This window comes from Sphingomonas sp. NBWT7 (assembly GCF_014217605.1).
Lineage (GTDB): Bacteria > Pseudomonadota > Alphaproteobacteria > Sphingomonadales > Sphingomonadaceae > Sphingomonas.
This window is the reverse complement of the sequence record NZ_CP043639.1, coordinates 1,445,858-1,470,705: the sequence shown is the minus strand read 5'-3', so window position 1 is coordinate 1,470,705 and position 24,848 is coordinate 1,445,858. Positions and strand designations below refer to the sequence as shown.

Sequence of the window (24,848 nt, the reverse complement as noted above, 5' to 3'; positions counted from 1 at the left end):
AGATAGTTACGTTTGATACCGGTTGTGGCGCAATCGTCGTGCCGTGCCAGGCAGGACGATTGCGCCCGACTGCCGGCTTACTCAGCCGCGACCCCTGCGCGTGAGAACATGTCGCCGATGTCGCCGGCGTCCTCGTTCGCGGCGCGGCCGCCCTTCGCCTTCTGGCGCTTGTCGAACGAATCCCACACGTCGTTCCACTGGCCGCGCGTCGCCGCCTTCGAATATTCGGTCGCGCGCTGTTCGAAGAAATTGGCGTGCTCGACGCCGTTGAGCATCGGCGCGAGCCACGGCAGCGGATGCTCGTCGATCATGTAGATCGGCTTCAGCCCAAGCTGCCCCATCCGCCAGTCGGCGATGTAGCGGATGTACTTCTTGATCTCCTTGGGGGTCATGCCGTTGACCGGCCCCATCTCGAACGCGAGATCGATGAAATTGTCCTCCAGCCGGATCGTCGTCTGGCAAACGTCGGCGATATCATCCTTCACCGCCTTGGTCAGGCACTGCCGCTCGGCGCAGAAGGTGTGGAACATCTTGATGATGCCCTCGCAGTGCAGGCTCTCGTCGCGGATCGACCAGGTGACGATCTGGCCCATGCCCTTCATCTTGTTGAAGCGCGGGAAGTTCATCAGCATCGCGAAGCTGGCGAACAGCTGCACGCCTTCCGTGAAGCCGCCGAACATGGCGAGCGTGCGCGCGATATCCTCGTCCGAATCGACGCCGAAGTTCTGCATGTAATCATGCTTTTCCTTCATCTCGGCATATTCGAGGAAGGCGCCATATTCGCTCTCAGGCATGCCGATCGTGTCGAGCAGATGGCTGTAGGCGGCGATGTGCACCGTCTCCATGTTGCTGAACGCGGTCAGCATCATCTTGATCTCGGTCGGCTTGAACACGCGGCCGTACTTCTCGTGGTAGCAATCCTGCACCTCGACATCGGCCTGCGTGAAGAAACGGAAGATCTGGGTCAGCAGGTTGCGCTCGTGATCGGTCAGCTTCTGCGCCCAGTCGCGGCAATCCTCGCCCAGCGGCACCTCTTCGGGCAGCCAGTGGAGCTGCTGCTGACGCTTCCAGAATTCGAACGCCCAGGGGTATTCGAACGGCTTGTACTGCTTGGAGGCTTGGAGGAGGGACATGGGTTACTCCGACGAGAACGGGACGACGACTGCCGCGAGGCAGAGGGTGAAGGACGCGCCGAGGATGACGGTCATCCAGGCGTGAAGGCGGGCGAAGCGGCGATCGGTTGCGGTCCGCGTCGGAAGCGACGCGCCGCCGACGCGGTAGATCAGCACTTCCGCGGCCGATACGCCGTCATACCATGAACGGGTGCGCAGAGTCCAAAGGCCGAGCGCGAGCAGACCGGGGCCGGTGACGATAAGTACGAGAACTGCTGGTACGGTCACCCTTCCGCACTCCACTGCCACATCGCGGTGGCGCTCATCGCCAGCACCGCGCCGCCGGCGAGCGCCATGATGCCGATCATGCGGAAGGCGTAGACCTTGGCCTCGCTTCGCGGCCGGGCGAGTGCGCCGAGCAGCCCGATGCCGACCAGCGCGAGGACGGCCGCCACCGCGTACATCGCGAAGATCCGCCAGCTCATGCGCGCGTACGCCGCGTGGCGTAGACGGTGCGCGTCTTGCGCGCACCCACGCCGAGGAAGACGATGCCGATGAAATAGCCGAAATCGTACCAGCCGCCGGTGTTGGGGACGGCGTAGATCGCGACGTCGGGCAGGAAGAGGCTGAGCACCCAGGCGACGGGGAAGATGAAGCCGTGCCACAGGCCGAGCAGGAAGCCGGGCGTCGTGGGCGTGTGCGCGACGCCCGCCGCGGTCTGCGAGGCGCAGGCAGCGAGCAGCAACAGTGCGATGGTAGCGGCGGTACGCGCCGCGACAGCCGGGAGCAAAGGCCGAAGCCCGCCTGGGCGGGACGATGCCACCGCTACGCCGGGAACGGACGGCCGGACGTTGCCGCGGCGTGCATAGGCGTTGCCGCGCGAACGGGCCGGGCGGCGCGGGTGATAGCGTACGGCAGGCATTCGGCTCACGCGGCGCACCGCGACGGCGCGGCGTGACGCGCGGCGGGTACGATGCATCCAAAGCCGCGATCTGTCGTTGAACGGCCGAACCGACCAGGAGACTGACGATGCACGATCACAGCAACATCAAGGAACATATGAAGGTCGTCGGCGCGGACGGCGTCCATGTCGGCACGGTCGACCATGTCGATGGCGAGCGGATCAAGCTGACCAAGAACGACAGCCCGTCGACGCAGGACGGCACCGGCGGCAAGCATCACTATCTGCCCGCCGGTTTGGTGGCGACGATCGAAGGCGACACGGTGCGACTCTCCGCCACCGGGCAGAACGCCGTCGACATGTTCGAAGAGGCCGAGTGACCCGCTGACGCCGCGCACCCGACGCGACCGACGAACCCCGGCCCGCCATGCGCGGGTCGGGGTTTCTCGTGTCTGGAGGGATGGCCGCATCATCTCGCTTCCACGCATCGCGGTGAACAGGACAGGCATCGCCGTCGCCGGGTAACGGGCGGATGCACCGCCCGCCGCGCGGCTTACTGACAGGCGAGGCACTCGTCGTAGTCGGTCGTCTCGAACTGATACTTCGGCTTTTCGAGCGTGTTGTCGTTCTCGACCCCGCCGGCGAAGCCCGCACGCTGCACGCTCTTCGAGCGCAGATAGTAGAGCGACTTGATGCCGAGCTCCCACGCGCGGAAGTGGAGCATCAGCAGATCCCACTTCTCTACGTCGGCCGGGATGAACAGGTTCAGCGACTGCGCCTGATCGATGTATGGCGTACGGTCACCCGCGAGTTCGAGCAGCCAGCGCTGATCGATCTCGAAGCTGGTCTTGTAGCAATCCTTTTCCTCTTGGCTGAGGAAGTCGAGGTGCTGCACCGAGCCGCCCTGCTCGAGGATCGAATTCCACACCGCGTCGGAATTCTTCGATTTCTCGATTAGCAGCTTCTCGAGATACGGGTTCTTGACCGAGAAGCTGCCCGACAGCGTCTTGTGCGTGTAGATATTGGCCGGGATCGGCTCGATGCACGCGCTGGTGCCGCCGCAGATGATGCTGATCGACGCGGTCGGCGCGATCGCCATCTTGCAGCTGAACCGTTCCATCACGCCCATGTCGGCGGCATCGGGGCAGGGGCCGCGCTCGACCGCGAGCTGCATCGACGCCTCGTTCACCTGGCTGCTGATCTGCTTGAAGATCTTGAGGTTCCAGCTCTTCGCCATCGCACCCTCCATCGGCAGGCCGCGCGCCTGGAGGAAGGAGTGGAAGCCCATCACGCCGAGGCCGACCGAGCGTTCACGCCCGGCGCTATAGGCCGCACGCTCCATGCCGGGCTCGTGGCGGTCGATATAATCCTGCAGCACGTTGTCGAGGAAGCGCATCACGTCCTCGACGAAGCGCTTGTCGTCCTTCCATTGGTCCCACGTCTCGAGGTTGAGCGAGGAGAGGCAGCACACTGCGGTACGATCGTTGCCGAGATGGTCGCGGCCCGTCGGCAGCGTGATCTCGCTGCACAGGTTGGAGGTCGATACCTTGAGCCCCAGATCGCGGTGATGCTTGGGCATGTTCGCGTTCACGTGATCGGCGAAGACAATGTACGGCTCGCCCGTCGCCAGCCGGGTCTCGACCAGCTTCTGGAACAGCGCGCGCGCATCGACCTTGCCGCGCACCGCGCCGTCCTTGGGGCTCTTGAGCTCCCATTCGGCGCCGTCGCGCACGGCTTCCATGAACGCGTCGGGGATCAGCACGCCGTGGTGGAGGTTGAGCGCCTTGCGGTTGAAGTCGCCCGACGGCTTGCGGATCTCGAGGAACTCCTCAATCTCGGGGTGCGAGATGTCGAGGTAGCAGGCGGCCGAGCCGCGCCGCAGCGAGCCCTGGCTGATCGCCAGCGTCAGCGAATCCATCACGCGGACGAACGGAATGATCCCGCTGGTCTTGCCGTTGAGGCCGACCGGCTCGCCGATCCCGCGCACGTTGCCCCAATAGGTACCGATGCCGCCGCCGCGGCTGGCGAGCCAGACGTTCTCGTTCCACGTGTCGACGATGCCGTTGAGGCTGTCGGGCACCGAATTGAGGTAGCAGCTGATCGGCAGCCCGCGCCCCGTACCGCCGTTCGACAGCACCGGCGTCGCCGGCATGAACCATAGCTTCGAGATGTAATCATAGACGCGCTGTGCGTGCGCCTGATCGTCGGCATAGGCGCTGGCGACGCGGACAAAGAGATCCTGGTACGATTCGCCCGGCAGCAGGTAGCGATCGTTGAGCGTCTCCTTGCCGAAATCGGTCAGCAGCGCGTCGCGCGAGTGATCGACGTCGAGCGGGTAGGGCTTGCGCGGCGCCGATGCGGCTGGGGTGTCGGCGGGCGCAGCGCTCGCCGTACCGGTACCGTTCGGGCTGGTCGCATCGATCGTATCGGTCGCCATGTTCGCCTCACTCGCGTCTCTGAAATCCATCGCCACCGCTTCCTCGTTGTTCCTCGACCGAATCGGCCCGGCGCTGCACCATGCTATACCGCGCAATGCGAGAACAAAACAGGACCGTTCGCCGCCGTCATAGGCTGCGTTAGCCGGTCCGCGATCTCGGGATCACAGCGCCGTTCCACCAGTACTTGCGTCCGCCCCCGTCTTCAGCCCCCACAGATTGTGTCAGGCGGCGTCGAGAGGCAAGCCGGTAAATGCACTGGTAGCGCGAAGGGTTCATTGGACGATGCGGAACATCCGTGGCACGAAATCGCGCGACGCGTGGACTTCCGCGGGGTTCGCGGATTGCAAGCGAAGAGAAAATTTTTTGCTGTGAATAAAAGCGCGCCGCGCGGCGCGCTGCATCGGCGGAGCGCATCTCCCGAGCCTACCTTATGGATGGGTCGGCTCGCGTCGATCGCGAAGTCAACCGGTCTTGCGAACCAGTCGGGTGGGCTGGTTGAGACGCTCGAGGTTGAACGCGCGCGCAAACTCGAGCCCGGCGCGGCCATCCGCGGTCCAGCGGATCGTGGCGGGGAACAGCTGGTCCTCGAGCAGTTCGATCTGCACGTCGACGCCGACCGCCTCGGCGGGGAAATCGACCCCATCGATCATCGCGCCATTGGCCGACATGTTGCGGATGCGCACCTCGCCGCGCTCGTCGCCGATCTCGATCCGTGCCGAGCGCAGCATCTTGGTGCGCGGCGCACGGCTGATGCGGTGGCCGACCGCGGTCGCGCGGCCCCCGGCGGCGAGCTGCGCGGCGACGTCTTCGCAGCGCGCCGGGCGTCCGTAGACGAAGCCTTGGATATGGCTGCACCCCAGATCACGGATCAGCGCGATCTCGTCCTGCTGCTCGACGCCCTCGGCCGTCGTCTCCATGCCGAGCGTATCGGCGAGCGTGACGATCGCCTTGATGATCGCGGCGTTGCGCGTGCTCGATTGGATCGCGCCGCGCACGAAGCTCTGATCGATCTTGATCTTGTCGAACGGCGCCTTCTTCAGATAGCCGAGCGAAGAGTAGCCGGTGCCGAAATCGTCGAGCGCGAGGCGGACGCCGATGCCCTTCAGCGCCTTGAACATCTGATCCGACGAGGCATCCTCGTTGAGGAACACGCCCTCGGTGATCTCGAGTTCGAGCCGCGCGGCCGCGATGCCGGCAGCCGCGATCGCGCTCGTCACGATTGCAGGCAGCGCGGGGTTGGCGAACTGGATCGGCGAGACGTTGACCGCCACGCGCACCTTTTCGGGCCAGCGCGCCGCGTCCGCACAGGCGGTCCGCAGCACCCACTCGCCGATTGCGTCGATCAGGCCGCATTCCTCCGCGATCGGCACGAACTCCGCCGGGCTCACCGCCCCGCGCGTCGGGTGCGTCCAGCGCAGCAGCGCCTCGTAGCCGACGATCTGCTCGTCCGCGGTCGAGACCACCGCCTGATAAGTAAGGTGGAACTGGTCGCTGCCGAGCGCCTGGCGCAGATCGTCCTCGAGCCGCTTGCGGTTCTGCGCGCCTTCGAGCAGCTCGTCGCGGTAGAAACGGTGGACACCGCGCCCGTCGGCCTTCGCGGCGTAGAGTGCGAGATCGGCGTTGCGCACCAGCGCCTCGCTATCCTCGCCATGCTCGGGCGCGATCGCGACGCCGATCGAACAGCCGATCGAGACGGAAGCGCCCTTGATGAAATAGGTCTGTGACAGCGCGGCGATGATGCGCTGCGCGATCTCGCTCAGCTTGTCGCGGTTGCCCTCGCGCGGGAGGACGACCATGAATTCGTCGCCGCCCAGCCGCCCGACGAGCCCCGCGTCGGCAACGGCCTGCTGCAGCCGCTGCGCGACCTGCTTGAGCAGCTCGTCACCGGTCTGGTGCCCGAGCGTGTCGTTGACCGCCTTGAAGCGATCGAGATCGAGCAGGAACAACCCCGTCGTGGTCCGCGGGCCCTGCGCGGGGGCGAGCGTCTGTTCGAGCGACAGGCGCATGCGCTGGCGATTGGCGAGCCCCGTCAGGCTGTCGAACAGCGCGAGGCGGGTGATCTCCGCCTCGGCGCGACGCTTCTCCGTAAGGTCCGAGCCCGAGCCGATAAACCCCTGGAAGCGGCCAAGATCGTCGAGCATCGGGCGGCCGGAAATCGACCACCAGCGATCCGCGCCCGCCTCGAACGCCGGGCGCACCGAATAATCGGCGAAGCTGGTGCGCGAGGACATGTGAAAGGTGAGCGTGCGTTCGGTCTCGATCAGCGAGGAATCGACGCGAAAGACGTTGACCAGCCGCTCGCCGATCGGATCGACGCCAAGTGCGGTGATCTCGCGCGCGACCTTGTCGGTAAGGTAGGTGAGCTGGCCTGCGCGGTCGGTCTGCCAGAACCAGCCGGTGCCGTGCTCCTCATATTCGCGCACCAGCCGGGTCGCGAGCTGCTGATGGTGCTGCGCCGCCTCGCGCTCGCCAAGTTCCTCGTGATCGCGCGTCGCGATGCGGAAGATGCCACGTACGAGCAGCGCGGCGAGGACCAGCGCGGCCGCGGCGGCGACGCCAAGCCCGGCGGTGACCGGCACCATCAGCGCGAGCGTCCCGGCAAACGCCAGGCTTGCGGCGCGCACCGCGTGAAGCGCGATCGCGGTGAGCACGATCGCGCCGAAGCCGACGACGAAGCCCGCGACATGGAGCGATGCGGTAGGCAGGTTAGGGCTGAGATCGAGCTGGAGCGATAGCGCGATCGCGAGCAGCGCCGCGAGCGCGGTGAGGATGCCGATACGACGATGCGGGGGAAGGCTGCGCGCCTTGGGCAGCGCGAGCAACGCCCAGGCTCCACCGCCTACCGCGCTCAGCACCGCCGCCAACGCCAGCGCCATGCCGACCGGCCGGCCCCATAAGGCGAGGAAGACGAGCGATCCGACGCTGCCGAGCAGCAGCACCGCGACGACCAGCGGCCATAAGATCGCGACTTCGCGCAGCCGCGCCTCGCTGGCATCGGCGACCGCCTCGTCGGCTGACGCGACCAGCCCCAGCGCCTCGACGAAGCCGGGCGGAGCGGAGGCAGAAGACGATACGCGGCGGACTGATCCCATCGCGTCGGGATAGGAAAATAGGGTTGGCAAAGCGTTTACGGCGCGGCGGGACGGGGCATCGTGACGCCTCGGTCCGTCGCTTTTTGGCGTCCGCCCGGCCGTTGCGCTGGTGCCGCGCGCACCCCGTTGCACTCGTGCCGTGCGCACCATAGTGACGATCGCCATGACCACGACGATCCGCGCCGCAGACCTGATCGAGAGCGTTGCCGACGCGCTCCAGTTCATCAGTTACTATCATCCGATGGATTACATCCGCGCATTGGGCGACGCCTATGAGGCGGAGCAGGGCCCGGCGGCGAAGGACGCGATCGCGCAGATCCTGACCAACAGCAGGATGTGTGCGGAGGGCCACCGCCCGATCTGCCAGGACACCGGCATCGTCAACGTGTTCGTCAAATGGGGCATGGAGTGCCGCATCGACGACACCAATCGCTCGATGCAGGAAATCGTCGATGAAGGCGTGCGCCTTGCGTATCTTCATCCGGAGAACAAGCTGCGCGCCTCGGTCCTCGCCGATCCCGCCTTCACGCGACGCAACACCAAGGACAACACGCCCTGCGTGCTGCACGTCGAGATGGTGCCGGGCAGCACGGTTTCGGTCGATGTCGCGGCGAAAGGCGGTGGCAGCGAGAACAAGTCCAAGTTCAAGATGATGAACCCCAGCGATTCGATCGTCGACTGGGTGCTGGAAATGCTGCCGCAGATGGGCGCGGGCTGGTGCCCGCCGGGCATGCTCGGCATCGGCATCGGCGGCACGGCGGAACATTGCGTGCTGCTCGCCAAGAAGGCGCTGATGGAGCCGATCGACATGGGACCGCTCAAGGCGCGCGGACCGAAGAACGACATCGAGGCGCTACGCATCGAGATCTTCGACAAGGTCAACGCGCTCGGCATCGGGGCGCAGGGCCTGGGCGGACTGTCGACCATTCTCGACGTCAAGATCATGGATGCGCCGTGCCACGCCGCGGGCAAGCCGGTTGCAATGATCCCGAACTGCGCCGCCACCCGCCACGCGCATTTCACGCTCGACGGCAGCGGCCCGGCGTATCTCGAGACGCCGAAGCTCGACGAATGGCCCAAGGTCAACTGGACGCCCGACAAGGCCGCGATCCGCGTCGATCTCGACACGCTGACGCCAGAGATGGTCCGCTCGTGGAAGCAGGGCGATCGCCTGCTCCTCAACGGCAAGATGCTGACCGGGCGTGACGCCGCGCACAAGCGCATCAAGGACATGCTCGACGCCGGCGAGGCGCTGCCGGTCGAGTTCAAGGGCCGGGTGATTTACTACGTCGGTCCGGTCGATCCGGTCGGCGAGGAAGTGGTGGGCCCGGCCGGCCCCACGACCGCGACGCGGATGGACAAGTTCACCCGCATGATGCTCGACCAAGGGCTGCTCGCGATGGTCGGCAAGGCCGAGCGCGGACCGGCGGCGACCGACGCGATCAGGGACGCCAAGAGCGCCTATCTGATGGCGGTCGGCGGTGCGGCGTATCTCGTCGCGCGCGCGATCAAGGGGTCGAAGGTCGTCGGCTTCGAGGATCTCGGCATGGAAGCGATCTACGAGTTCGAGGTGGAGGATTTCCCGGTTACCGTCGCAGTCGACAGCGAAGGCAACAACGTCCACCAGCTCGCCCCGCTCGTGTGGCGCGACAAGATCGCGAAGGAAGGCCTGCTTCAGCCGGCGTGACGGATGCTTGTTGCGCATCCCCGACGATGCAGCATTGCCCGCGGGCGCCATCTGATCCGGAGCAGGACGTGAAAATCTGGGCGGCCGTGCTGCTGTTGGTGAGCGCAGGTGGCGCGTTGGCGGCGGACCAATCGCCCAGCTTCTGCGCGCGCCTCGCGCCGCAGCTGGGTTTGAAGAAGACCGATCAGTCGGCCGTATATCACGGCCAGCTCATCTCCGGATTGAAGGCCGCGCTGGTTGGCGGATCCGCGTCAATCGCCTTCGGCGTCGAATCGGTCGGTCACCCGTCGCCGGACGATGCGGCCGCACTGCGACACGCCTGCACCGTTGCCAAGGCGGAATATCGCTGCGTCATCGATCGCCCTATGGCGCTATTGGTATCCAGCACGAAAGGCGATGGCCGTGTCGAGGCGCAGGCGGGCGAGAAGGCGCTGGTGACCACGAAGGGTATGCGCGTGCGTTGCGCGGATGAGGTGACCGGTTGAGCGGGATCCGCGAACATGGACACCTGTAATCTTCCGCGATGGAAGCGCCTTCATCGTTTCAAGGCGCAGTCGGCTCGCCCTTTAGACTGGGCGCGCCTAGCCCGCCGCTCGCCGTTCTCGGTCGGATTGCCACTTCGCGCTTGTCGCCGCGGCGGACGTGCCGCACATCGACGGGCATGATATCTGCGACATGGCGGTGTACGGCGCGAAGGCCGGTCGACGCATCCCGGCCCGGCGCCTGATGCTCGTCCTCGCCGGCATCGTGATCATCGCGCTTGGTTTTCTGCTGCGCTTCAACCCGATGCTAGTGATCGCCGCCTCTGCATTGGTCACCGGGCTCGCTGCGGGGATCGAGCCGCTGGCGATCCTCGCGGCGTTCGGCAAGGCGTTCAACGACACGCGCTACGTGACCGCGATCTACATCGTGCTGCCCGTGATCGGCTTGCTCGAGCGCAATGGCCTGCAGGCGCGCGCGCGGGCGCTGGTAGGGGGATTGAAGGGGCTGACAGTGGGGCGGCTGCTGCTGGCGTATCTCGGCTTTCGGCAGATCACGGCGGCGCTGGGGCTCACCTCGGTCGCGGGCCACGCGCAGACGGTTCGTCCACTGATCGCGCCGATGGCCGAGGCCGCGGCGGGTGAACCGCACGATCCCGAGAAGGTGAAGGCGCTGGCGGCGGCAACCGACAATATCGGGCTGTTCTTCGGCGAGGACATCTTCATCGCGATCGGATCGATCCTGCTGATGAAGGGCGTGCTCGAGGGTTATGGCATCTTCGTCGAGCCGCTGCACATGTCGATATGGGCGATCCCCACCGCGATCGCGGCGTTCGCCATCCATGGCGGGCGGATGTGGTGGCTCGATCGCAAGGGGCGCGTCGGGGCGCGCGCGGCATGATCGGGCTGAATTTCGTCTACCTCGTTGCCGGGCTGACCTTTCTCGTTTTCGCGATCCTGTCGTTCGTCGAGCGGCGTTGGGCGAACACCGGCTTCTACGCGCTGATTGCGGCGAGCTTCCTCGCCGGCGATCGGCTGGGCGACGTGGGCAACGGCGTGCTCGTCCTAGCGCTGGTGGCGATCGCCGCGAGCGGTCGGATGAGGCGGCGCGTGCCGGCAGGCGAGTCGGCGACGCGCGGCGCGATGGTGTTCGTGCCCGCGCTGGTGATCCCCGCCACCGCGTTGATCGGCACGTTCGTGTTCCAGCAATTTCCCGCGCTGTTCGATGCCAAGCAGGCGACGCTCGTCGCGCTGACGGTCGGCGTGCTGTGCGCGCTCGCGCTGTGCTACGATTGGCTCAGACCTGCGCCAGCCGAGCCGTTCCGCGCCGGGCGCGCGCTGATGGACGATATCGGTTGGGCGGCGGTGCTGCCGCAGATGCTGGCGAGCCTGGGCGCGGTGTTCGCGCTCGCGGGCGTCGGCGAGGTCGTTGGGCGGCTGGTCGGCGTCGCGATCCCCGCCGGCAGCGTCCTCGGCGCGGTGCTCGCCTTCGGGATGGGAATGGCATTGTTCACGATGGTGATGGGCAATGCCTTTGCCGCCTTTCCGGTGATGGCCGCCGCGGTCGGGATCCCGCTGCTCGTCAAGGCTTATGGCGCCGATCCCGCGCCGGTCGCCGCGATCGGCATGCTCGCGGGGTTCTGCGGCACGCTGATGACGCCGATGGCGGCGAACTTCAATCTGGTGCCCGCCGCGCTGCTCGAGCTCAAGGACGCCAACGGCGTGATCCGCGCACAGGTGCCGACTGCGCTGCCGCTGCTCGCCTTCAACATCGCGCTTCTATGGTGGATCGTCGCATGACCCTGACTGCGGATACCGCCGCCGGCTTCGCGCGGCTGACGCTCGGCCATATCGGCCAGCGCTACCCATACAAGCTCGATCAGGTGCTGAGCGGCCCGGGCGATCTGCGCGAGCCGCACGAGATCCACCCGATCTTCCACGGCAGCTTCGACTGGCACAGCTGCGTCCACGGCTGGTGGCAACTGTTGACGATCGCGCGACTGTTCCCCGACCTGCCCGAGGCCGATGCGATCCGCGCGCGCGCCGACGCGATGCTGGTGCCCGACAAGGTGGCGGGCGAGGTGGCGCGGCTGGCGCTGCCCTATGCCGCCGGATTCGAACGGCCGTACGGGTGGGGCTGGGCGCTGGCGCTTCACGGCGAGGCAGCGCGTCATGATGCGCCATGGGCCGCGGCGCTGGAGCCGCTCGCGCGTGCCTTCGCGACGCGCTTTCACCAGCATCTGCCCAAGCTCACCTATCCGATCCGTGTCGGCACGCATTTCAACACGGCGTTCGCGCTGACATTGGCGCGCGACTGGGGGTGCGATCATGACACGGCACTGGCCGCGCTGATCGATGCGCGGGCGCGCGACTGGTTCGGCGGCGATCGCGGGTGCCAAGCGTGGGAGCCGGGCGGCGACGAGTTCCTGTCCCCTGCGCTCAGCGAGGCGCTGCTGATGAGTCGCGTGCTGGGCGAAGACTTCGGCGCGTGGTTCGACGGCTTCCTGCCCGATGCGGCGGCCGGGCGGCCAGCGACGCTGTTCACGCCCGCGATCGTGTCGGATCGCAGCGACGGCAAGATCGCGCACCTCGACGGGCTGAATCTAAGCCGTGCGTGGTGCTGGCGCGCGATCGCCGCGGCGCTGCCCGATCATGCGGTCGCGCCGGTCGCGCGCGCCGCCGCGACGGCGCATCTCGACGCCAGCCTGCCGCATTTGGCCGACGATTACATGGGCACGCACTGGCTGGCGACGTTCGCGCTGCTCGCACTCACTTGCTGAAAAAGGCTGGAAGCGAGGCGTTGCCTGTGTAAACCCGATCTTCGAAAAGTCGGGGAGAGGGCCAATGGCGCTGAAGACGCGCATCACCGAGATGCTGGGCATCGAGAAGCCGATCATCCAGGCGGCGATGGGCTGGATCGCGCGTTCGCACCTGTCGTCGGCGGTGTCGAACGCGGGCGGGATGGGGATCATCGAGACGTCGTCGGTTGATCTCGAAGCGGTGCGCACCGAGATCCTAAAGATGCGCGAGCTGACGGACAAGCCGTTCGGCGTGAACGTGGCGCAGGCGTTCGTGCGCGATCCCGGCATCGTCCAGTTCGTGATCGATCAGGGCATCCGCTTCGTCACCACCTCGGCGGGCGATCCGATGAAATATACCGGCATGCTTAAGGCCGCGGGGCTCACCGTGTTCCACGTCGTGCCAAGCCTCGCCGGCGCGCTGCGCGCGGTAGAGGCGGGTGTCGACGGGCTGATCGTCGAGGGCGGCGAGGGCGGCGGGTTTAAGAACGCCAAGGACGTCTCCACCATGGTGCTGGTGCCGCAGGTGGTCGAGGCGGTCGACGTGCCCGTCGTGGCGGCGGGCGGGATCATGGACGGTCGGACGATGGCCGCGGCATTCGCGCTCGGCGCCGAAGGCGTGCTGATGGGGACGCGCATCCTCTCGTCCGCCGAATGCCCGGTGCACGACAATTGGAAGACCGCGATCGTCGAGGCGGATGCCACCGACACGGTATTCCTGAACCGCTCGGGACCAGGCCCGGCGTTGCGCGCGCTGCGCACCGACCGCACCAGCCGGATCGAGAAGGAAGGCACACCGAACATCTTCGGCGAGTTCGCGGATACGCAGGCGGTCTATTTCGGCGGTGACCTGGAGGCGGGAATCGCGCTGACCGGCCAGGTTGCAGGCCGGATCCGCGAGGTGAAGCCGGTGGCGCAGATCTTCGACGAGACGATGGCTGAATATGAAGCGACGGTAGCGCGACTGGCGCGCGCGGCGTGAGCGCTGGATAGGAAAGGATGAGGATATGAGCGAGGACGTTACCTACGAGGTGTCGGAAGGCATCGCGACGCTGACGCTGAACCGGCCCGAGCGGATGAATACGATATCCGGCCCGATGCTCGACGAGCTGACGCGGCTGCTGGTGCGTGCGGGCGAGGATCGCGACGTGCGCGTCATCGTGCTGACGGGCACCGGCCGGGCGTTCTGCGCCGGGCTCGATCTCAACGCCGCGACGAAGGGGGAGGGGATCGGTTCATCCTCGGCGACGTTCGGAGCGACGATCGACCTCAGGAACACGCCGCCGACGGTGCTTCACGCGCTCGACAAGCCGGTGATCGCAGCGCTCAACGGTTCGGCCGCCGGATACGGCATGGACATGGCGCTCGGCTGCGACATTCGCGTGATGGCCGCGGACGCGAAGCTCGCGGCGGCGTTCGTCAAGCGCGGGGTGCTGCCCGAATCGGGCGGCACGTGGTTCCTGCCGCGGATGCTCGGCTGGGCGAAGGCGGCGGAGATCATCTTCACCGGCCGCACGCTGGGCGCCGAGGACTGCCTGAAGGAAGGCCTCGTCAACGAAGTGGTGCCGACCGGCGAGGTCGCGAGCCGCGCACGCGCGATCGCGCTGGAGATCGCTGCCAACGCACCGATGGCGGTGCAGGGCGCCAAGCGGCTGATGCGCATGGGGCTCGACGAGAGCTTCGACACGCACGTCCAGCACGTCTATCTCCAGCTGCTGCCGCTGTTCCAGAGCGCGGACTTCAAGGAAGGCATGGCGAGCTTCCTCGAGAAGCGTCCGGCGACCTTCACCGGGCGCTGAGCCGCCCCGACGCTGATCGTCGCGCCGAACGGTTCGTCCGTTTCGGCGCGACCGTTCAGCCCGCGATAACCGTTGTGTCGGCACGGATGCCGGCATGCGGCACGAACCCGATTTCCGTCGCGCGCGCCGTACGCGGCCCGCGCCCGTTACCTTCTGGCCCGCGCCCAAGCGGCGGCGGCGCACGCCGGTGGCGGCGATCGGTGCCGTGGCGGTGGCGATCGGCCTCGCCGTCGGCGTGCTGTCGGTGCCCGACACCATGACCGGGAACGATCCTATTTCGGCGTCATCAATTTCAGCGACGGGCGAATTCACGCTGTGCCACAACGGTGGCGGCACGAATTGCGTCGTCGACGGCGACACTTTCTGGATCGCCGGCGAAAAGGTGCGCATCGCCGATATCGACACGCCCGAGACGCACCCGCCGCGCTGCCCCGCGGAAGCGGAACTGGGTGATCGGGCGACACGGCGGTTGCAGGCGCTGCTCAATGCCGGGCCGATCGAACTCGCGGCGGCGGATCGCCCAACCGATCGCTACGGCCGGCGGCTCGCGATCGTCACGCGCGACGGCGTGTCGCTGGGTGATACGCTGATCGACGAGGGGCTGGCCCGGCCGTGGGAGGGCCGCCGCCGGCCGTGGTGCTGACGGCCGGCGCGATGGGCCGATCGGCGGGCGAGCGGATCAGCCGCGCAGCTGCTCGTGGTGACGGATCACCTCGTCGATGATGAAGCGCAGGAATTTCTCGCTGAATTCGGGATCGAGCTCGGCCTCCTCGGCAAGCGCGCGCAACCGGGCGATCTGTGCCTCCTCGCGGCCGGGATCGGCCGGCGGCAGCCCCGCTTCGGCCTTGTAGCGCCCCACCGCCTGCGTCACCTTGAACCGCTCGGCTAGCAGGCAGACGAGCGCGGCGTCGATGTTGTCGATGCTCCTGCGATATCCCTTCAGCACCTCGTCCGGCATTCGCACCCTCCCATGGCTCGCGCGGTTGCGGCCTTGCGCCTGCGTCCGTAGAGGACGCAGCAGATGAGCGCCACCGTCCACCGCCTCGCCGGCCGCCAGCCCTCGCTCGATCCGATGATCCAGCTTGTCGCCGGTGACATGAACCTCGTGAATGCCGCGATCCTTGATCGCATGCAGTCGCAGATCCCGCTGATCCCCGAGCTTGCCGGGCATCTCATCGCGGGCGGTGGCAAACGTATGCGCCCGATGCTGACGCTCGCGAGCGCGAAGCTGCTCGGTTATTCGGGGACGCGGCACCACCGGCTCGCCGCCGCGGTCGAGTTCATCCACACCGCGACGCTGCTGCACGACGACGTGGTCGACGGATCGGATTTGCGCCGGGGCAAGCGCACCGCGAACATTATCTGGGGCAATCCAGCGAGCGTGCTGGTGGGCGACTTCCTGTTCAGCCGCAGCTTCGAGCTGATGGTGGAGGACGGCAGCCTTAAGGTGCTGAAGATCCTGTCCAACGCCAGCGCGGTGATCGCAGAGGGCGAGGTGCACCAGCTCACCGCCGCGCGCCGCGTCGACACCGGCGAGGACCGCTATCTGGAGATCATCAACGCCAAGACGGCGGCACTGTTCGCGGCGGCGTGCCGGATCGCGGCGGTGGTGGCCGAACGGCCGGAGGCGGAGGAGGCGGCGCTCGACGCGTACGGCCGCAACCTCGGCATCGCCTTCCAGCTGGTCGACGATGCGATCGACTATACGTCCGACGCGGGCACGATGGGCAAGGACGCGGGCGACGATTTCCGCGAGGGCAAGATGACGCTGCCTGTCATCCTCGCCTATGCGCGCGGCAACGAGGCGGAGCGCAAGTTCTGGAAGGACGCGGTCGAGGGGCGGCGCGACAGCGATGCCGATTTCGCGCACGCGATCGAGCTGGTGCGGTCGAGCCGCGCGGTGGACGACACGATCGCGCGCGCGCGCCATTACGGCCAGCGCGCGATCGACGCGATCGCGCCGTTCGCCAGCGGCAAGGCGAAGGATGCGATGGTCGAGGCAGTCGAGTTCGCGGTGGCCCGCGTCTATTGATCGGCGCTGCGATCGCTTGACGGGTGCCGCGGCGGCGTTCCACCTTGGTCGGTAGGGGACGACGATGCGGACTTCGACGTGGTCTACGCCAGATTGCGCGCGATCATGCTGGCGGCAGCGGGCGATCAGGTGATCTAGCGCGACGCACCCGGCGACCTGGTCGTGCGGACGCACCGGCGCAACGTCAAGACGGGCTCGCCCGGCTGGTTCGGCACCGTCACGATCAAGAAGAGCTACGTCGCCTTCCACCTGATCCCGCTGTACGACCAGCCGGCGCTCGCCGAGGGGCTGTCGGCCGAACTTGCGAAACGGCGGCAGGGCAAGACGTGCTTCAATCTCAAAGCGATCGATGCGCCGCTGTTCGCTGAACTCGCGGCGCTGGCGAAGCGGGTTCGGGCGGCGCTGCCCACTGACGGTTAGACCGCGGCGGCGGGCTCGAGCGCGCAGGGTGACCCGCCCGTCTCGATCTGCAGCGTCGTGTGCCCGATGCCGAAATCGTGGTGCAGCAGGTCCTGCGTGCGCGCGAGAAAGGCGTCGCCGGGATGGCCGGCGGGCATCAGCAGGTGCGCGGTGAGGACCGGCTCGGTGGTCGACATCGGCCAGATGTGCAGATCGTGGACTTGCGTGACGCCGGGCAGCGCGGCGAGCGCGGCGCTGACGCGGTCGTAATCGATCGCGCGCGGTACGGCGGCAAGGCTCATCTCCACCGTCTCGCGCAGCAGCCCCCATGTCTGCCAGAAGATCAGCGCAGCGATCACCAGGCTGACGGCGGGATCGATCCAGCCGATGCCGGTCAGCCAGATCGCGATGCCGGCGAGCACGACGCCTGCCGAGACCATCGCGTCGGCGAGCATGTGGAGATACGCGCCGCGTATGTTGACATCGCCCTTGCGGCCGCGCGCGAACAGCCACGCGGTAAGGCCGTTGATCGCGATGCCGACGGCGGCGACCGCCGATACGGTGAGCCCCGGCACCGGTGCCGCCTCACCGAACCGCTGCACCGCCTCGAGCGCGATCGCGCCGATCGCCAGCAGCAGGAGCAGCGCGTTGGCGAGCGCGGCGAGAATCGTCGAGCCCTTCAGACCATAGGTAAAGCGCTTCGACGGCGCACGGCGGGCGAGCGCCGCACCGCCCCAGGCGACGGCGAGGCCGAGCACGTCGGACAGATTGTGCCCGGCATCGGCGAGCAGCGCGACCGATCCGGTCCAGAGGCCGGCGGATGCCTCCGCCACGACATAGGCGAGGTTGAGCGCGATGCCGATCGCGAAGGCACGGTCCCAAGATGCCGGCGGGGCAGGGTGGTGAAGGTGGCCGTGGTCATGCGCATGATCGTGCGCGCCGTCGCCACGGCCGTGATGATGCGCGTGATGCCCGTGACCCATGATCGCCGACTAGCAGCACGGGCGCGGAGTGACCAGAAAAGGCGGCGCGGCGCCGATGGAGCCGCGCGCTGCCTAACGGATAGGTGAGATTAACGGTCGGGCGCTACACCGACGCGATGCTTCGCGTGCTGACGCTATCCTCGCTTTTCCCGGACGCCGGCCGGCGGAATTTCGGCGTGTTCGTCGAACGGCAGACGCTGGGGCTCGCCGCGCGGGCCGGGGTGGCGGTGCGCGTCGTGGCGCCGGTCGGGCTGCCGCCGTGGCCGCTGCGGTTGCATCCGCACTACCGCCCGCTCGCCGCGCTGCCGCGGCGTGAAACGTGGAAGGGGCTTACCGTCGAGCGACCGCGCTTCACGACGTGGCCGGGCACCGGAGGGCGCTATCATTCCGCCGCGCTCGCCCGCACGCTCGTCCCCGTGCTCGATCGGGTCCGCGCAGACTTCGCGTTCGACGTGATCGACGCGTCGTTCTTTTTTCCCGACGGGCCGGCGGCGGTGACGCTCGGCGCGCGGTACGGCGTGCCGGTGTCGATCAAGGCGCGCGGCGCGGACATCCATTACTGGGGGTATCGGCCGGCGACCGCCGCATCGGTGCGCGACGCCGGCCATCGCGCGGACGGCCTGCTCGCTGTCTCCGCCGCGATGCGCGCCGACATGGCGGCGATCGGGATCGATCCGGCGCGCGTGACAGTCCACCACACCGGCGTCGACCTCGATCGCTTCGCACCGGTCGACCGCGCTGCGGCGAAGGCACGTCTCGGCGTCAGCGGGCCGCTCGTCGTGTCGGTCGGGGCGCTGATCACACGCAAGGGGCACGACGTGGTGATCGAGGCGGTCGCCCGGCTACCCGGTGTGCAGCTGTTGATTGCGGGCGAAGGGCCCGAGCGGCCGAGGCTCGCGGCGCTAGCTGCGCGGCTCGGGGTCGCACACCGCGTGCGGCTGCTCGGCAGCGTACCGCACGACGATGTTCCCGCGCTGATCGCCGCCGCCGACGTGATGGCGCTCGCATCCGCTTCCGAGGGGCTCGCCAATGCGTGGGTCGAAGCGCTGGCGTGCGGGACGCCGATCGTCATCACCGCGGCGGGCGGCGCGGCCGACGTCGTGCGGGACGCCGCCGCGGGTCGGATCGCCGATCGCAGCCCCGCCGGCTTCGCCGCCGCGATCGCCGCGATCCTCGCCGATCCGCCGGCGCAGGAGGCGACGCGTGCCGGCGCACTCGGCTTCACCTGGGAGGCGAATGCCGCCGCGCTTCATGCGCACCTTGCCGCGCTCGTCGCGCGCCGGACATGAAGAAGGCCGCGACACCCCCCGATGTCGCGGCCTCCATCCTCCCTTACTCCGGGAGTATCGCTTTAAGTGTCAGGCGACCTTGGCGGCGACCTCGTCCGGCTCACGCAGCACGTAGCCGCGGCCCCACACGGTCTCGATGTAATTCTCGCCCTCGCATGCGAGGCTCAGCTTCTTGCGCAGTTTGCAGATAAAGACGTCGATGATCTTGAGCTCGGGCTCGTCCATCCCGCCGTAGAGATGATTGAGGAACATCTCTTTGGTCAGCGTCGTGCCCTTGCGCAGCGACAGGAGCTCGAGCATCGCATATTCCTTGCCGGTCAGGTGCACGCGTGCGCCGTCGACCTCGACCGTCTTGGCGTCGAGATTGACCGAGAGCTTGCCGGTACGGATCACCGATTGCGAATGGCCCTTCGAGCGGCGCACGACGGCATGAATGCGCGCTACCAATTCCTCGCGGTGGAACGGCTTGGTCACGTAATCGTCGGCGCCGAAGCCGAAGCTGCGCACCTTCGAATCCATCTCGTTGACGCCTGACAGGATCAGCACCGGCGTCGACACGCGCGCGACGCGCAGCCGCTTCAGCACGTCGTAGCCGTGCATGTCGGGCAGGTTGAGATCGAGCAGGATGATGTCGTAATCGTAGAGCTTGCCGAGGTCCAAGCCCTCCTCGCCAAGATCGGTCGAATAGACGTTGAACCCTTCTACCGATAGCATCAGCTCGATCGCCTTGGCGGTCGTCGGCTCGTCTTCGATCAGCAGCACCCGCATGCGTCTTCCCCTGTCTGGACGTCGCGTTCCCTGCGCGTGCGCCCCAACCGATTCATTAACCAAGCGATGTCTGAACGCAAAAGGTTAATTAGGGATTAATCCAGCTTGGAAGGCGAGTCGCGGGGCGTGCCGGTGGAGTCGAACAAGGTGCGGTGGCGGCTGTGCGGAATGTCCTCTCCCAACGTGTCGCGCAGGTACAGGCTGCGCACCAACGTGAAGACCATGACGAGCAGCGCGGCGGAGAAGAACAGGCCGAACAGGCCGAATACCGCGCCGATCGCGAGGATCGCGAACAGCGTTACTGCCGGCGGGATGGCGACGACGCGGCTGGTGACGAACGGCGTGATGAAGTTGGTCTGCACGACGCGAACGATCGCGAACACGCCGACCGTCCACAGCACATGATGGATCGATAGCGTCGCGGCGAGCCCCATCGCGGGGATCATCGCGGCGACGGGGCCGACGTAGGGGATGAACTCGCTGATTCCGGTCAGCAGCGCGAGCGCTGGCGCCGACGGCACGCCGACGAGCCACAGGCCGATGCCGACCAGGACGCCCATCGTCGTCATCTGGATCAGCTGCGCGCGCAGCCACAGGCGCAGCGTCGCGGCGGTATCGATCAGCGCATCCTCCATCGCGGCGCGCTTCGACGGCGGCATAAGCAGAAGGAAGCCGCGCTCGTACACCTTGGGATCGACCGCGAAGAAGATCGCGCCGACGAGGACGAGCAGGGCGTTCAAGATGAATTGGCCTGCGCCCTCCGCCAACCCGCCGATGTCCTGCGCGACGCGGCTGCCGGCGAACGCCGCGCGGACCGCATCAACCACCTTGGCGCCGACTGGGGACTGCGCCATCTGCGCAGCCAGCTGGTCGATGATGCCCGGCAGCCGCGTGACGAGGACGTTGACCTGTGTGCGGAATTCCACCGCGAACAGCCAGACGAGGAAGCCGATCAGCGCCAATACGGTGGCGATCGCGCAGCCGAGCGCGACGCGATCGGACAGCCGCGCCCGTGTTTCGTAGATTTCCGCGATGGCGTGGATCACGATCGCGCCCAGCGCGGAGCCGAAGGCGAGGATCAGCAGATCGCCGGTGAAGTAGATCGCCGCCGCGAGTGCGACCACCGCGATGGTCAGGAACAGGCGGCGGACGTAGCGCGCGTCGTCGGGATCGGGGGCGAGGCGGTTCATCGCGGCCGACCGTGGCACAGCCGCCGCGCGATGCAATGGCATCGGTGAGCTATCGCTGGTCGGCGTCGCTCACGATCCGCGGGTGCCCGGCGCGACCCTGGGTTCGCTCGCCAGCCATTCGGCGAGCGTGAGGTCGGTCGTGGGGCGTATTTCCGCGCTCATGCCGTTCGCCATCATGTCGAGCGCCCAGTCGCCGCGCTCGCCGTGGTGGGAGGCGACGAGATCGCCGGGCACCCATAGATCATATTCGCGCATGTGCGCGTCGGCGGCGGTGAACAGCACGCAGATGTCGGACGCGACGCCGCACAATATCAGCCGCGACACGCCCAGACGCGGCAGCAGCGCCGGCAAGGTGGTGGCGTAGAAGCCCGAAGATTCGGGCTTGATGACGAAATAGTCGCTCGGCACCGGGCGGATCGCCGCCACCGTCTCACCGCCCTTGTCGATCGCATGATCGATGAGTTGACTGGGCTCGTCGTGCCAGCGGCCGTAATTGTCGTTGACGAAGATCACCGGCACGTCCTGCACGTGCGCATCGCGACGCAGCGCGGCGAGCGGCGCCGTCATCCCCGCGACCGCGTCCTTCAGTTGATCGCCGCCGACGAACTCGAAGGTGTTGAGCAGATCGATGAGGAGGATCGCGGCATTCGTCATCGCGCCGTCCTGCGCGCGCCCGCCTGGGGCGGCAACGACCTGGATCAATCGTGCAGCCGGTCGGCGAGAAAGGCGATCAGCGCTTCAACCCGCGCCGGGCGCAGCGGGCTCGGCGGGGTGAGCAGGTGGAGCCCGATCGGGGCGGGCCGCCATTCGGGCAGCAGCTCGATCACCGCGCCGCGCGCGAGCGTGTCGCCGAGAATGAACGTGGGCAGGCGGGCGATGCCGAGCCCGGCGACGAGCGCGGGCATCAGCGCGTCGCCGCTGTTCGCCGCCAGCGGCCCGTGCGCCTTGACCGAGACTTCCGCGCCGCCCGGCCCACGAAAACGCCACGGCCCGGTGACGTTGGTGTAGCCGAGCAGCGCGTGATCGCCGAGCTGGCCGGGATGCGTCGGGGTGCCGGCGCGCGCGAGATAGGCCGGCGCGGCGACGAGGTGCGACTGGATCGCGCACAGCCGGCGCGCGCGCAGCGAACTGTCGGGCAGCTCGGCGATGCGCAGCGCGACGTCGAACCCTTCCGCGACGATATCGACCCGCGCGTCGGACAGGTGCAGCTCGATCTCGATCCCGGGATGCGCGGCGAGGAAACCGGCCAGCAGCGGCGCGACGTTCGACACCCCGAAGGTCATCGGCGCGGCGAGGCGAATGCGGCCCGTCGGCGCGGCGGCGCCATCGCGCGCCGCTTCCTCGGCCGCCTGCGCGGTGGCAAGTATCTGTGCGGCGTGCTCGGCGAGCGGGCGGCCTGCCTCGGTCAGCGCGAGACGGCGCGACGTGCGGTGGAACAGCGATTGGCCGAGATCCGCCTCGAGCCGTGATACCGCCTTCGACACGGTCGCTTTGCTCAGTCCGAGCGCGTCGGCGGCAGCAGTGAACGAGCGGTGCTCAGCGACGGTGGCGAAGATCGCCCAGGCTTCGAGATCGGGCAGGCGCATCGTGGTACCTCCTCGGACGCTTGGTAGCTATCGAAACAATCAGTTTCAATCGTTTCTATTTCGGTCACTAAGCGTCTGCCTTATCTCCCGGCCAACAATTGGAGACATAGCGATGACCGATACCCGTACGCGCATCGACCGCCGGCCGTTCGACAGCCTCGGCCACGCCAATCACGGTTGGCTCGACGCACGGCATCATTTCAGCTTCGCAAACTACTACGATCCTGCCCGCATGGGATGGGGCCCGATCCGCGTGTGGAACGACGATATTGTCGCGCCGCAGAACGGCTTCCCCCCGCATCCGCATCGCGACATGGAGATCATCACCTACGTCCGCAGCGGCGCGATCACGCATCAGGATTCGCTCGGCAATCAGGGCCGCACCGGCGCTGGCGACGTTCAGGTGATGAGCGCCGGAACGGGTGTGCGCCATGCCGAGTACAATCTCGAGAACGAGCCGACGACGCTGTTCCAGATATGGATCGAGCCGCGCACCAAGGGCGGCAGCCCGAGCTGGGGCGCGAAGCCCTTTCCCAAGGACGATCGCTCGGGCAGGTTCGTAACGCTGGCGAGCGGCTACGCCGAGGACATCGAAGCGCTGCCGATCCGCGCCGACGCGCGCGTGCTCGGCGCGACGCTGAAGGCAGGCGAGCGCGTCACGTACGACGTCGCGGCGGGGCGCCACGCCTATCTGGTCGCGGCGACCGGCGCGATTTCGATCGACGGCGAGGAACTGACGGCACGCGATGGCGCCGCGCTCGTTGGTGGCAGCTACATCATCGAAGCACGCGCCGACGCCGAACTGGTTCTCGTCGACGCGGAATGATTTTGGCCGCCCGCGTCACCCGCGGGCGGCGTTCTTGAAGGAATGGCCCACATGGCAAAGGTTCTGGTGCTTTATTATTCGTCCTACGGCCACCTCGCGAAGATGGCCGAGGCAGTCGCAGAAGGCGCGCGGCAGGGCGGCGCGGAGGTCGACATCCGCCGCGTGCCCGAGACCGCGCCGAAGGAGGTCGCCGAAAAGGCGGGCTTCCAGCCCGACCACTCGCATCCCGAGATCGAAGGCGTGAACGCGCTGCCGAACTACGACGCGATCATCGTCGGCGCGCCGACGCGGTTCGGCCGGATGCCCAGCCAGATGGCATCGTTCCTCGATCAAGCCGGCGGGCTGTGGGCGACGGGCGCGCTGAACGGGAAGGTCGGTGGTGCCTTTACCTCGACCGCGAGCCAGCACGGCGGACAGGAAGTGACGCTGTTCTCGATCATCACCAACCTGATGCACTTCGGCATGACGATCGTCGGGCTCGACTATGGCTATCAGGACCAGACGACGCTCGACGCAGTACATGGCGGTACGCCCTATGGCGCGAGCACGATCGCGGGCGGCGACGGCAGCCGCCAGCCGAGCGAGATCGACCTCGGCGGCGCGCGTTACCAGGGCAAGCGGATCGCCGAGACGGCGGCTAAACTGTCCGCCTGACCGGTGGCGGCGGGAGGCGTGATCAGCGTGCCCGCCGTTTCCTGCGCTCGCGCCGTTCGCGCGCGCGGCGCTCCCTGGCCGTTTCCGGCGGTACTACGATCGTGCGCACAACGGGCGGTGGCGTTACCCGCGGCAGGATCGGGTCCACGGCGGGATTGGCAGGAAAGGCTTCGCGGGCGCGCGCAAAGACAAAGCGCGCGCGTGCGGCGCCCGGCACTCTCGCCGAGGTGCCGACCCACCGCCAGTGCCACGGCTCCCACTTCACGTTCTGCCTGTTGCTCGGCGGAAACGACATTTCGAAGCCGAAGCGCGGTGCGTTGGCGGCGAGCCAACGGAAAGCTGGCTTGGCGGCCATGCACGCTTCCGCATCGGGACAGCCATCGGCCGGGCGCACGGTGAAATCGAGCACATAGCCCGTCGCATGCTCGCTATGCCCCGGCGGCGCGGCGGAAATCGCGCGATCGCGGCCGCTTGCGCTCTGCCGGGTGCGACAGAAGGTCGCCTGCTGACGCTCGAGCGAGCGGTGGCACGAGAGCGCGTAGAGCCGGCCCTGCACCGCGGGATCGCCCGACGCCGCGGCCATCAGCCGGCGCAAGTCCGCCAGTGCTTCCGGGCGCAAACGGCACTCGCCGATCGCATATTCGGGGGGCACGGCGAGCAGGCTGCCCGGCGCGACATCACCGTACGGGAAGTGACCGAGCGCGCGTCCATCGCCGCCGATCGGCGCGCTGACGCCGTCGCACAATTGCGCCTGCACCGGGCTTGCGATGGCGAGAAGCAGGTAGAGCGGCAAACGTCGCATCGATCGTCTCTCT

27 protein-coding genes are annotated in these 24,848 nt (G+C 67.5%); 14 read left to right on the top strand and 13 right to left on the bottom strand.

The genetic code is table 11. The features are described from left to right. Positions 1-77 precede the first annotated feature (77 nt). Genes F1C10_RS07400 through F1C10_RS07385 form a run of 4 tightly spaced genes read right to left on the bottom strand, consistent with a single transcriptional unit; the run spans position 78 to position 1,902 of the window. Positions 78-1,133 (bottom strand): ribonucleotide-diphosphate reductase subunit beta, encoded by a 1,056-nt coding sequence (locus F1C10_RS07400; protein ID WP_085810500.1) that lies wholly within the window; start codon positions 1,131-1,133, stop codon positions 78-80. Positions 1,134-1,136: 3 nt separating this feature from the next. Then, complete coding sequence (locus F1C10_RS07395) at positions 1,137-1,400, bottom strand: hypothetical protein (RefSeq protein ID WP_185209857.1); 264 nt, start codon at positions 1,398-1,400, stop codon at positions 1,137-1,139. Beyond that, positions 1,397-1,597, bottom strand: coding sequence for a hypothetical protein (locus tag F1C10_RS07390; protein WP_185209856.1), 201 nt, complete (start codon positions 1,595-1,597; stop codon positions 1,397-1,399). Before F1C10_RS07390 ends, F1C10_RS07395 begins: the two co-directional genes overlap by 4 nt. Then, positions 1,594-1,902, bottom strand: coding sequence for a hypothetical protein (locus F1C10_RS07385; RefSeq protein ID WP_185209855.1), 309 nt, complete (start codon positions 1,900-1,902; stop codon positions 1,594-1,596). Before F1C10_RS07385 ends, F1C10_RS07390 begins: the two co-directional genes overlap by 4 nt. Positions 1,903-2,141: 239 nt before the next feature. On the opposite strand from F1C10_RS07385, the gene F1C10_RS07380 reads away from it, so the two are divergent. After that, positions 2,142-2,393: a DUF2171 domain-containing protein gene (locus F1C10_RS07380; protein WP_185209854.1), complete on the top strand. Its 252-nt coding sequence runs from the start codon at positions 2,142-2,144 to the stop codon at positions 2,391-2,393. Between the two features lie 173 nt (positions 2,394-2,566). Here F1C10_RS07380 and F1C10_RS07375 read toward each other — a convergent pair whose 3' ends face one another. Together F1C10_RS07375 and F1C10_RS07370 are read right to left on the bottom strand one after the other, a co-directional pair. Then, on the bottom strand, positions 2,567-4,480 hold the full coding sequence (locus F1C10_RS07375) for a ribonucleoside-diphosphate reductase subunit alpha (RefSeq protein WP_185209853.1): 1,914 nt from the start codon (positions 4,478-4,480) through the stop codon (positions 2,567-2,569). Between the two features lie 432 nt (positions 4,481-4,912). Further along, complete coding sequence (locus F1C10_RS07370; protein ID WP_185209852.1) at positions 4,913-7,543, bottom strand: EAL domain-containing protein; 2,631 nt, start codon at positions 7,541-7,543, stop codon at positions 4,913-4,915. Between the two features lie 163 nt (positions 7,544-7,706). Here F1C10_RS07370 and F1C10_RS07365 point away from each other — a divergent pair, with 163 nt between their 5' ends. The 8 genes from F1C10_RS07365 (at position 7,707) to F1C10_RS07330 (ending at position 14,949) form a co-directional block, all read left to right on the top strand. Next, positions 7,707-9,230 (top strand): fumarate hydratase, encoded by a 1,524-nt coding sequence (locus F1C10_RS07365; protein WP_185209851.1) that lies wholly within the window; start codon positions 7,707-7,709, stop codon positions 9,228-9,230. A 68-nt stretch (positions 9,231-9,298) separates the two neighbouring features. Beyond that, positions 9,299-9,715 carry a hypothetical protein gene (locus F1C10_RS07360; protein WP_185209850.1) on the top strand — a complete coding sequence of 139 codons (417 nt, stop codon included), beginning with the start codon at positions 9,299-9,301 and terminating at the stop codon, positions 9,713-9,715. 241 nt (positions 9,716-9,956) lie between these two features. Further along, the gene (locus F1C10_RS07355) at positions 9,957-10,610 is read left to right on the top strand and encodes a DUF969 domain-containing protein (RefSeq protein WP_185210131.1); all 654 of its coding nucleotides are present in this window, start codon (positions 9,957-9,959) and stop codon (positions 10,608-10,610) included. Continuing rightward, entirely contained in the window at positions 10,607-11,509 is a 903-nt protein-coding gene (locus tag F1C10_RS07350) for a DUF979 domain-containing protein (protein ID WP_185209849.1), read from the top strand. The genes F1C10_RS07355 and F1C10_RS07350 overlap by 4 nt, the downstream gene beginning before the upstream one ends. Continuing rightward, positions 11,506-12,489, top strand: coding sequence for a DUF2891 domain-containing protein (locus tag F1C10_RS07345; RefSeq protein ID WP_185209848.1), 984 nt, complete (start codon positions 11,506-11,508; stop codon positions 12,487-12,489). The genes F1C10_RS07350 and F1C10_RS07345 overlap by 4 nt, the downstream gene beginning before the upstream one ends. Before the next feature lie 64 nt (positions 12,490-12,553). After that, positions 12,554-13,489 (top strand): nitronate monooxygenase family protein, encoded by a 936-nt coding sequence (locus F1C10_RS07340; protein ID WP_185209847.1) that lies wholly within the window; start codon positions 12,554-12,556, stop codon positions 13,487-13,489. A 25-nt stretch (positions 13,490-13,514) separates the two neighbouring features. Beyond that, positions 13,515-14,306 (top strand): enoyl-CoA hydratase/isomerase family protein, encoded by a 792-nt coding sequence (locus F1C10_RS07335; RefSeq protein ID WP_185209846.1) that lies wholly within the window; start codon positions 13,515-13,517, stop codon positions 14,304-14,306. Between the two features lie 94 nt (positions 14,307-14,400). Continuing rightward, on the top strand, positions 14,401-14,949 hold the full coding sequence (locus F1C10_RS07330; protein ID WP_185209845.1) for a thermonuclease family protein: 549 nt from the start codon (positions 14,401-14,403) through the stop codon (positions 14,947-14,949). Between the two features lie 36 nt (positions 14,950-14,985). Here F1C10_RS07330 and F1C10_RS07325 read toward each other — a convergent pair whose 3' ends face one another. Then, positions 14,986-15,264, bottom strand: a complete 279-nt coding sequence (locus F1C10_RS07325) for a chorismate mutase (RefSeq protein ID WP_185209844.1) — start codon at positions 15,262-15,264, stop codon at positions 14,986-14,988. 63 nt (positions 15,265-15,327) lie between these two features. On the opposite strand from F1C10_RS07325, the gene F1C10_RS07320 reads away from it, so the two are divergent. Together F1C10_RS07320 and F1C10_RS07315 are read left to right on the top strand one after the other, a co-directional pair. Further along, a complete protein-coding gene (locus F1C10_RS07320) occupies positions 15,328-16,338 on the top strand; it encodes a polyprenyl synthetase family protein (protein WP_185209843.1) in 1,011 nt (336 codons plus the stop codon). 162 nt (positions 16,339-16,500) lie between these two features. Further along, positions 16,501-16,758 carry a hypothetical protein gene (locus F1C10_RS07315; RefSeq protein WP_185209842.1) on the top strand — a complete coding sequence of 86 codons (258 nt, stop codon included), beginning with the start codon at positions 16,501-16,503 and terminating at the stop codon, positions 16,756-16,758. On the opposite strand, the gene F1C10_RS07310 is transcribed toward F1C10_RS07315, so the two are convergent. Next, positions 16,755-17,720, bottom strand: a complete 966-nt coding sequence (locus F1C10_RS07310) for a cation diffusion facilitator family transporter (protein ID WP_185209841.1) — start codon at positions 17,718-17,720, stop codon at positions 16,755-16,757. The genes F1C10_RS07315 and F1C10_RS07310 overlap by 4 nt on opposite strands. A 116-nt stretch (positions 17,721-17,836) precedes the next feature. Here F1C10_RS07310 and F1C10_RS07305 point away from each other — a divergent pair, with 116 nt between their 5' ends. Beyond that, positions 17,837-19,009 (top strand): glycosyltransferase, encoded by a 1,173-nt coding sequence (locus F1C10_RS07305; RefSeq protein ID WP_185210130.1) that lies wholly within the window; start codon positions 17,837-17,839, stop codon positions 19,007-19,009. A gap of 69 nt (positions 19,010-19,078) precedes the next feature. On the opposite strand, the gene ctrA is transcribed toward F1C10_RS07305, so the two are convergent. The 4 genes from ctrA to F1C10_RS07285 form a co-directional block, all read right to left on the bottom strand. After that, positions 19,079-19,777 carry a response regulator transcription factor CtrA gene (gene ctrA / locus F1C10_RS07300; protein WP_085810482.1) on the bottom strand — a complete coding sequence of 233 codons (699 nt, stop codon included), beginning with the start codon at positions 19,775-19,777 and terminating at the stop codon, positions 19,079-19,081. Between the two features lie 95 nt (positions 19,778-19,872). Continuing rightward, positions 19,873-20,967: an AI-2E family transporter gene (locus F1C10_RS07295; protein ID WP_185209840.1), complete on the bottom strand. Its 1,095-nt coding sequence runs from the start codon at positions 20,965-20,967 to the stop codon at positions 19,873-19,875. Positions 20,968-21,036: 69 nt separating this feature from the next. After that, positions 21,037-21,621 (bottom strand): isochorismatase family cysteine hydrolase, encoded by a 585-nt coding sequence (locus tag F1C10_RS07290; protein WP_185209839.1) that lies wholly within the window; start codon positions 21,619-21,621, stop codon positions 21,037-21,039. A gap of 44 nt (positions 21,622-21,665) precedes the next feature. After that, positions 21,666-22,553: a LysR family transcriptional regulator gene (locus F1C10_RS07285; protein ID WP_185209838.1), complete on the bottom strand. Its 888-nt coding sequence runs from the start codon at positions 22,551-22,553 to the stop codon at positions 21,666-21,668. 112 nt (positions 22,554-22,665) lie between these two features. Between F1C10_RS07285 and F1C10_RS07280 the strand changes: the two genes are divergently transcribed. Beyond that, complete coding sequence (locus F1C10_RS07280; RefSeq protein WP_185209837.1) at positions 22,666-23,379, top strand: pirin family protein; 714 nt, start codon at positions 22,666-22,668, stop codon at positions 23,377-23,379. A gap of 51 nt (positions 23,380-23,430) precedes the next feature. Then, positions 23,431-24,033 (top strand): NAD(P)H:quinone oxidoreductase, encoded by a 603-nt coding sequence (wrbA, locus tag F1C10_RS07275; protein ID WP_185209836.1) that lies wholly within the window; start codon positions 23,431-23,433, stop codon positions 24,031-24,033. Positions 24,034-24,055: 22 nt separating this feature from the next. Here the strand turns inward: wrbA and F1C10_RS07270 are convergent, their stop codons facing one another. Continuing rightward, positions 24,056-24,835, bottom strand: coding sequence for a M15 family metallopeptidase (locus F1C10_RS07270; RefSeq protein ID WP_185209835.1), 780 nt, complete (start codon positions 24,833-24,835; stop codon positions 24,056-24,058). Between the last annotated feature and the right edge of the window lie 13 nt (positions 24,836-24,848).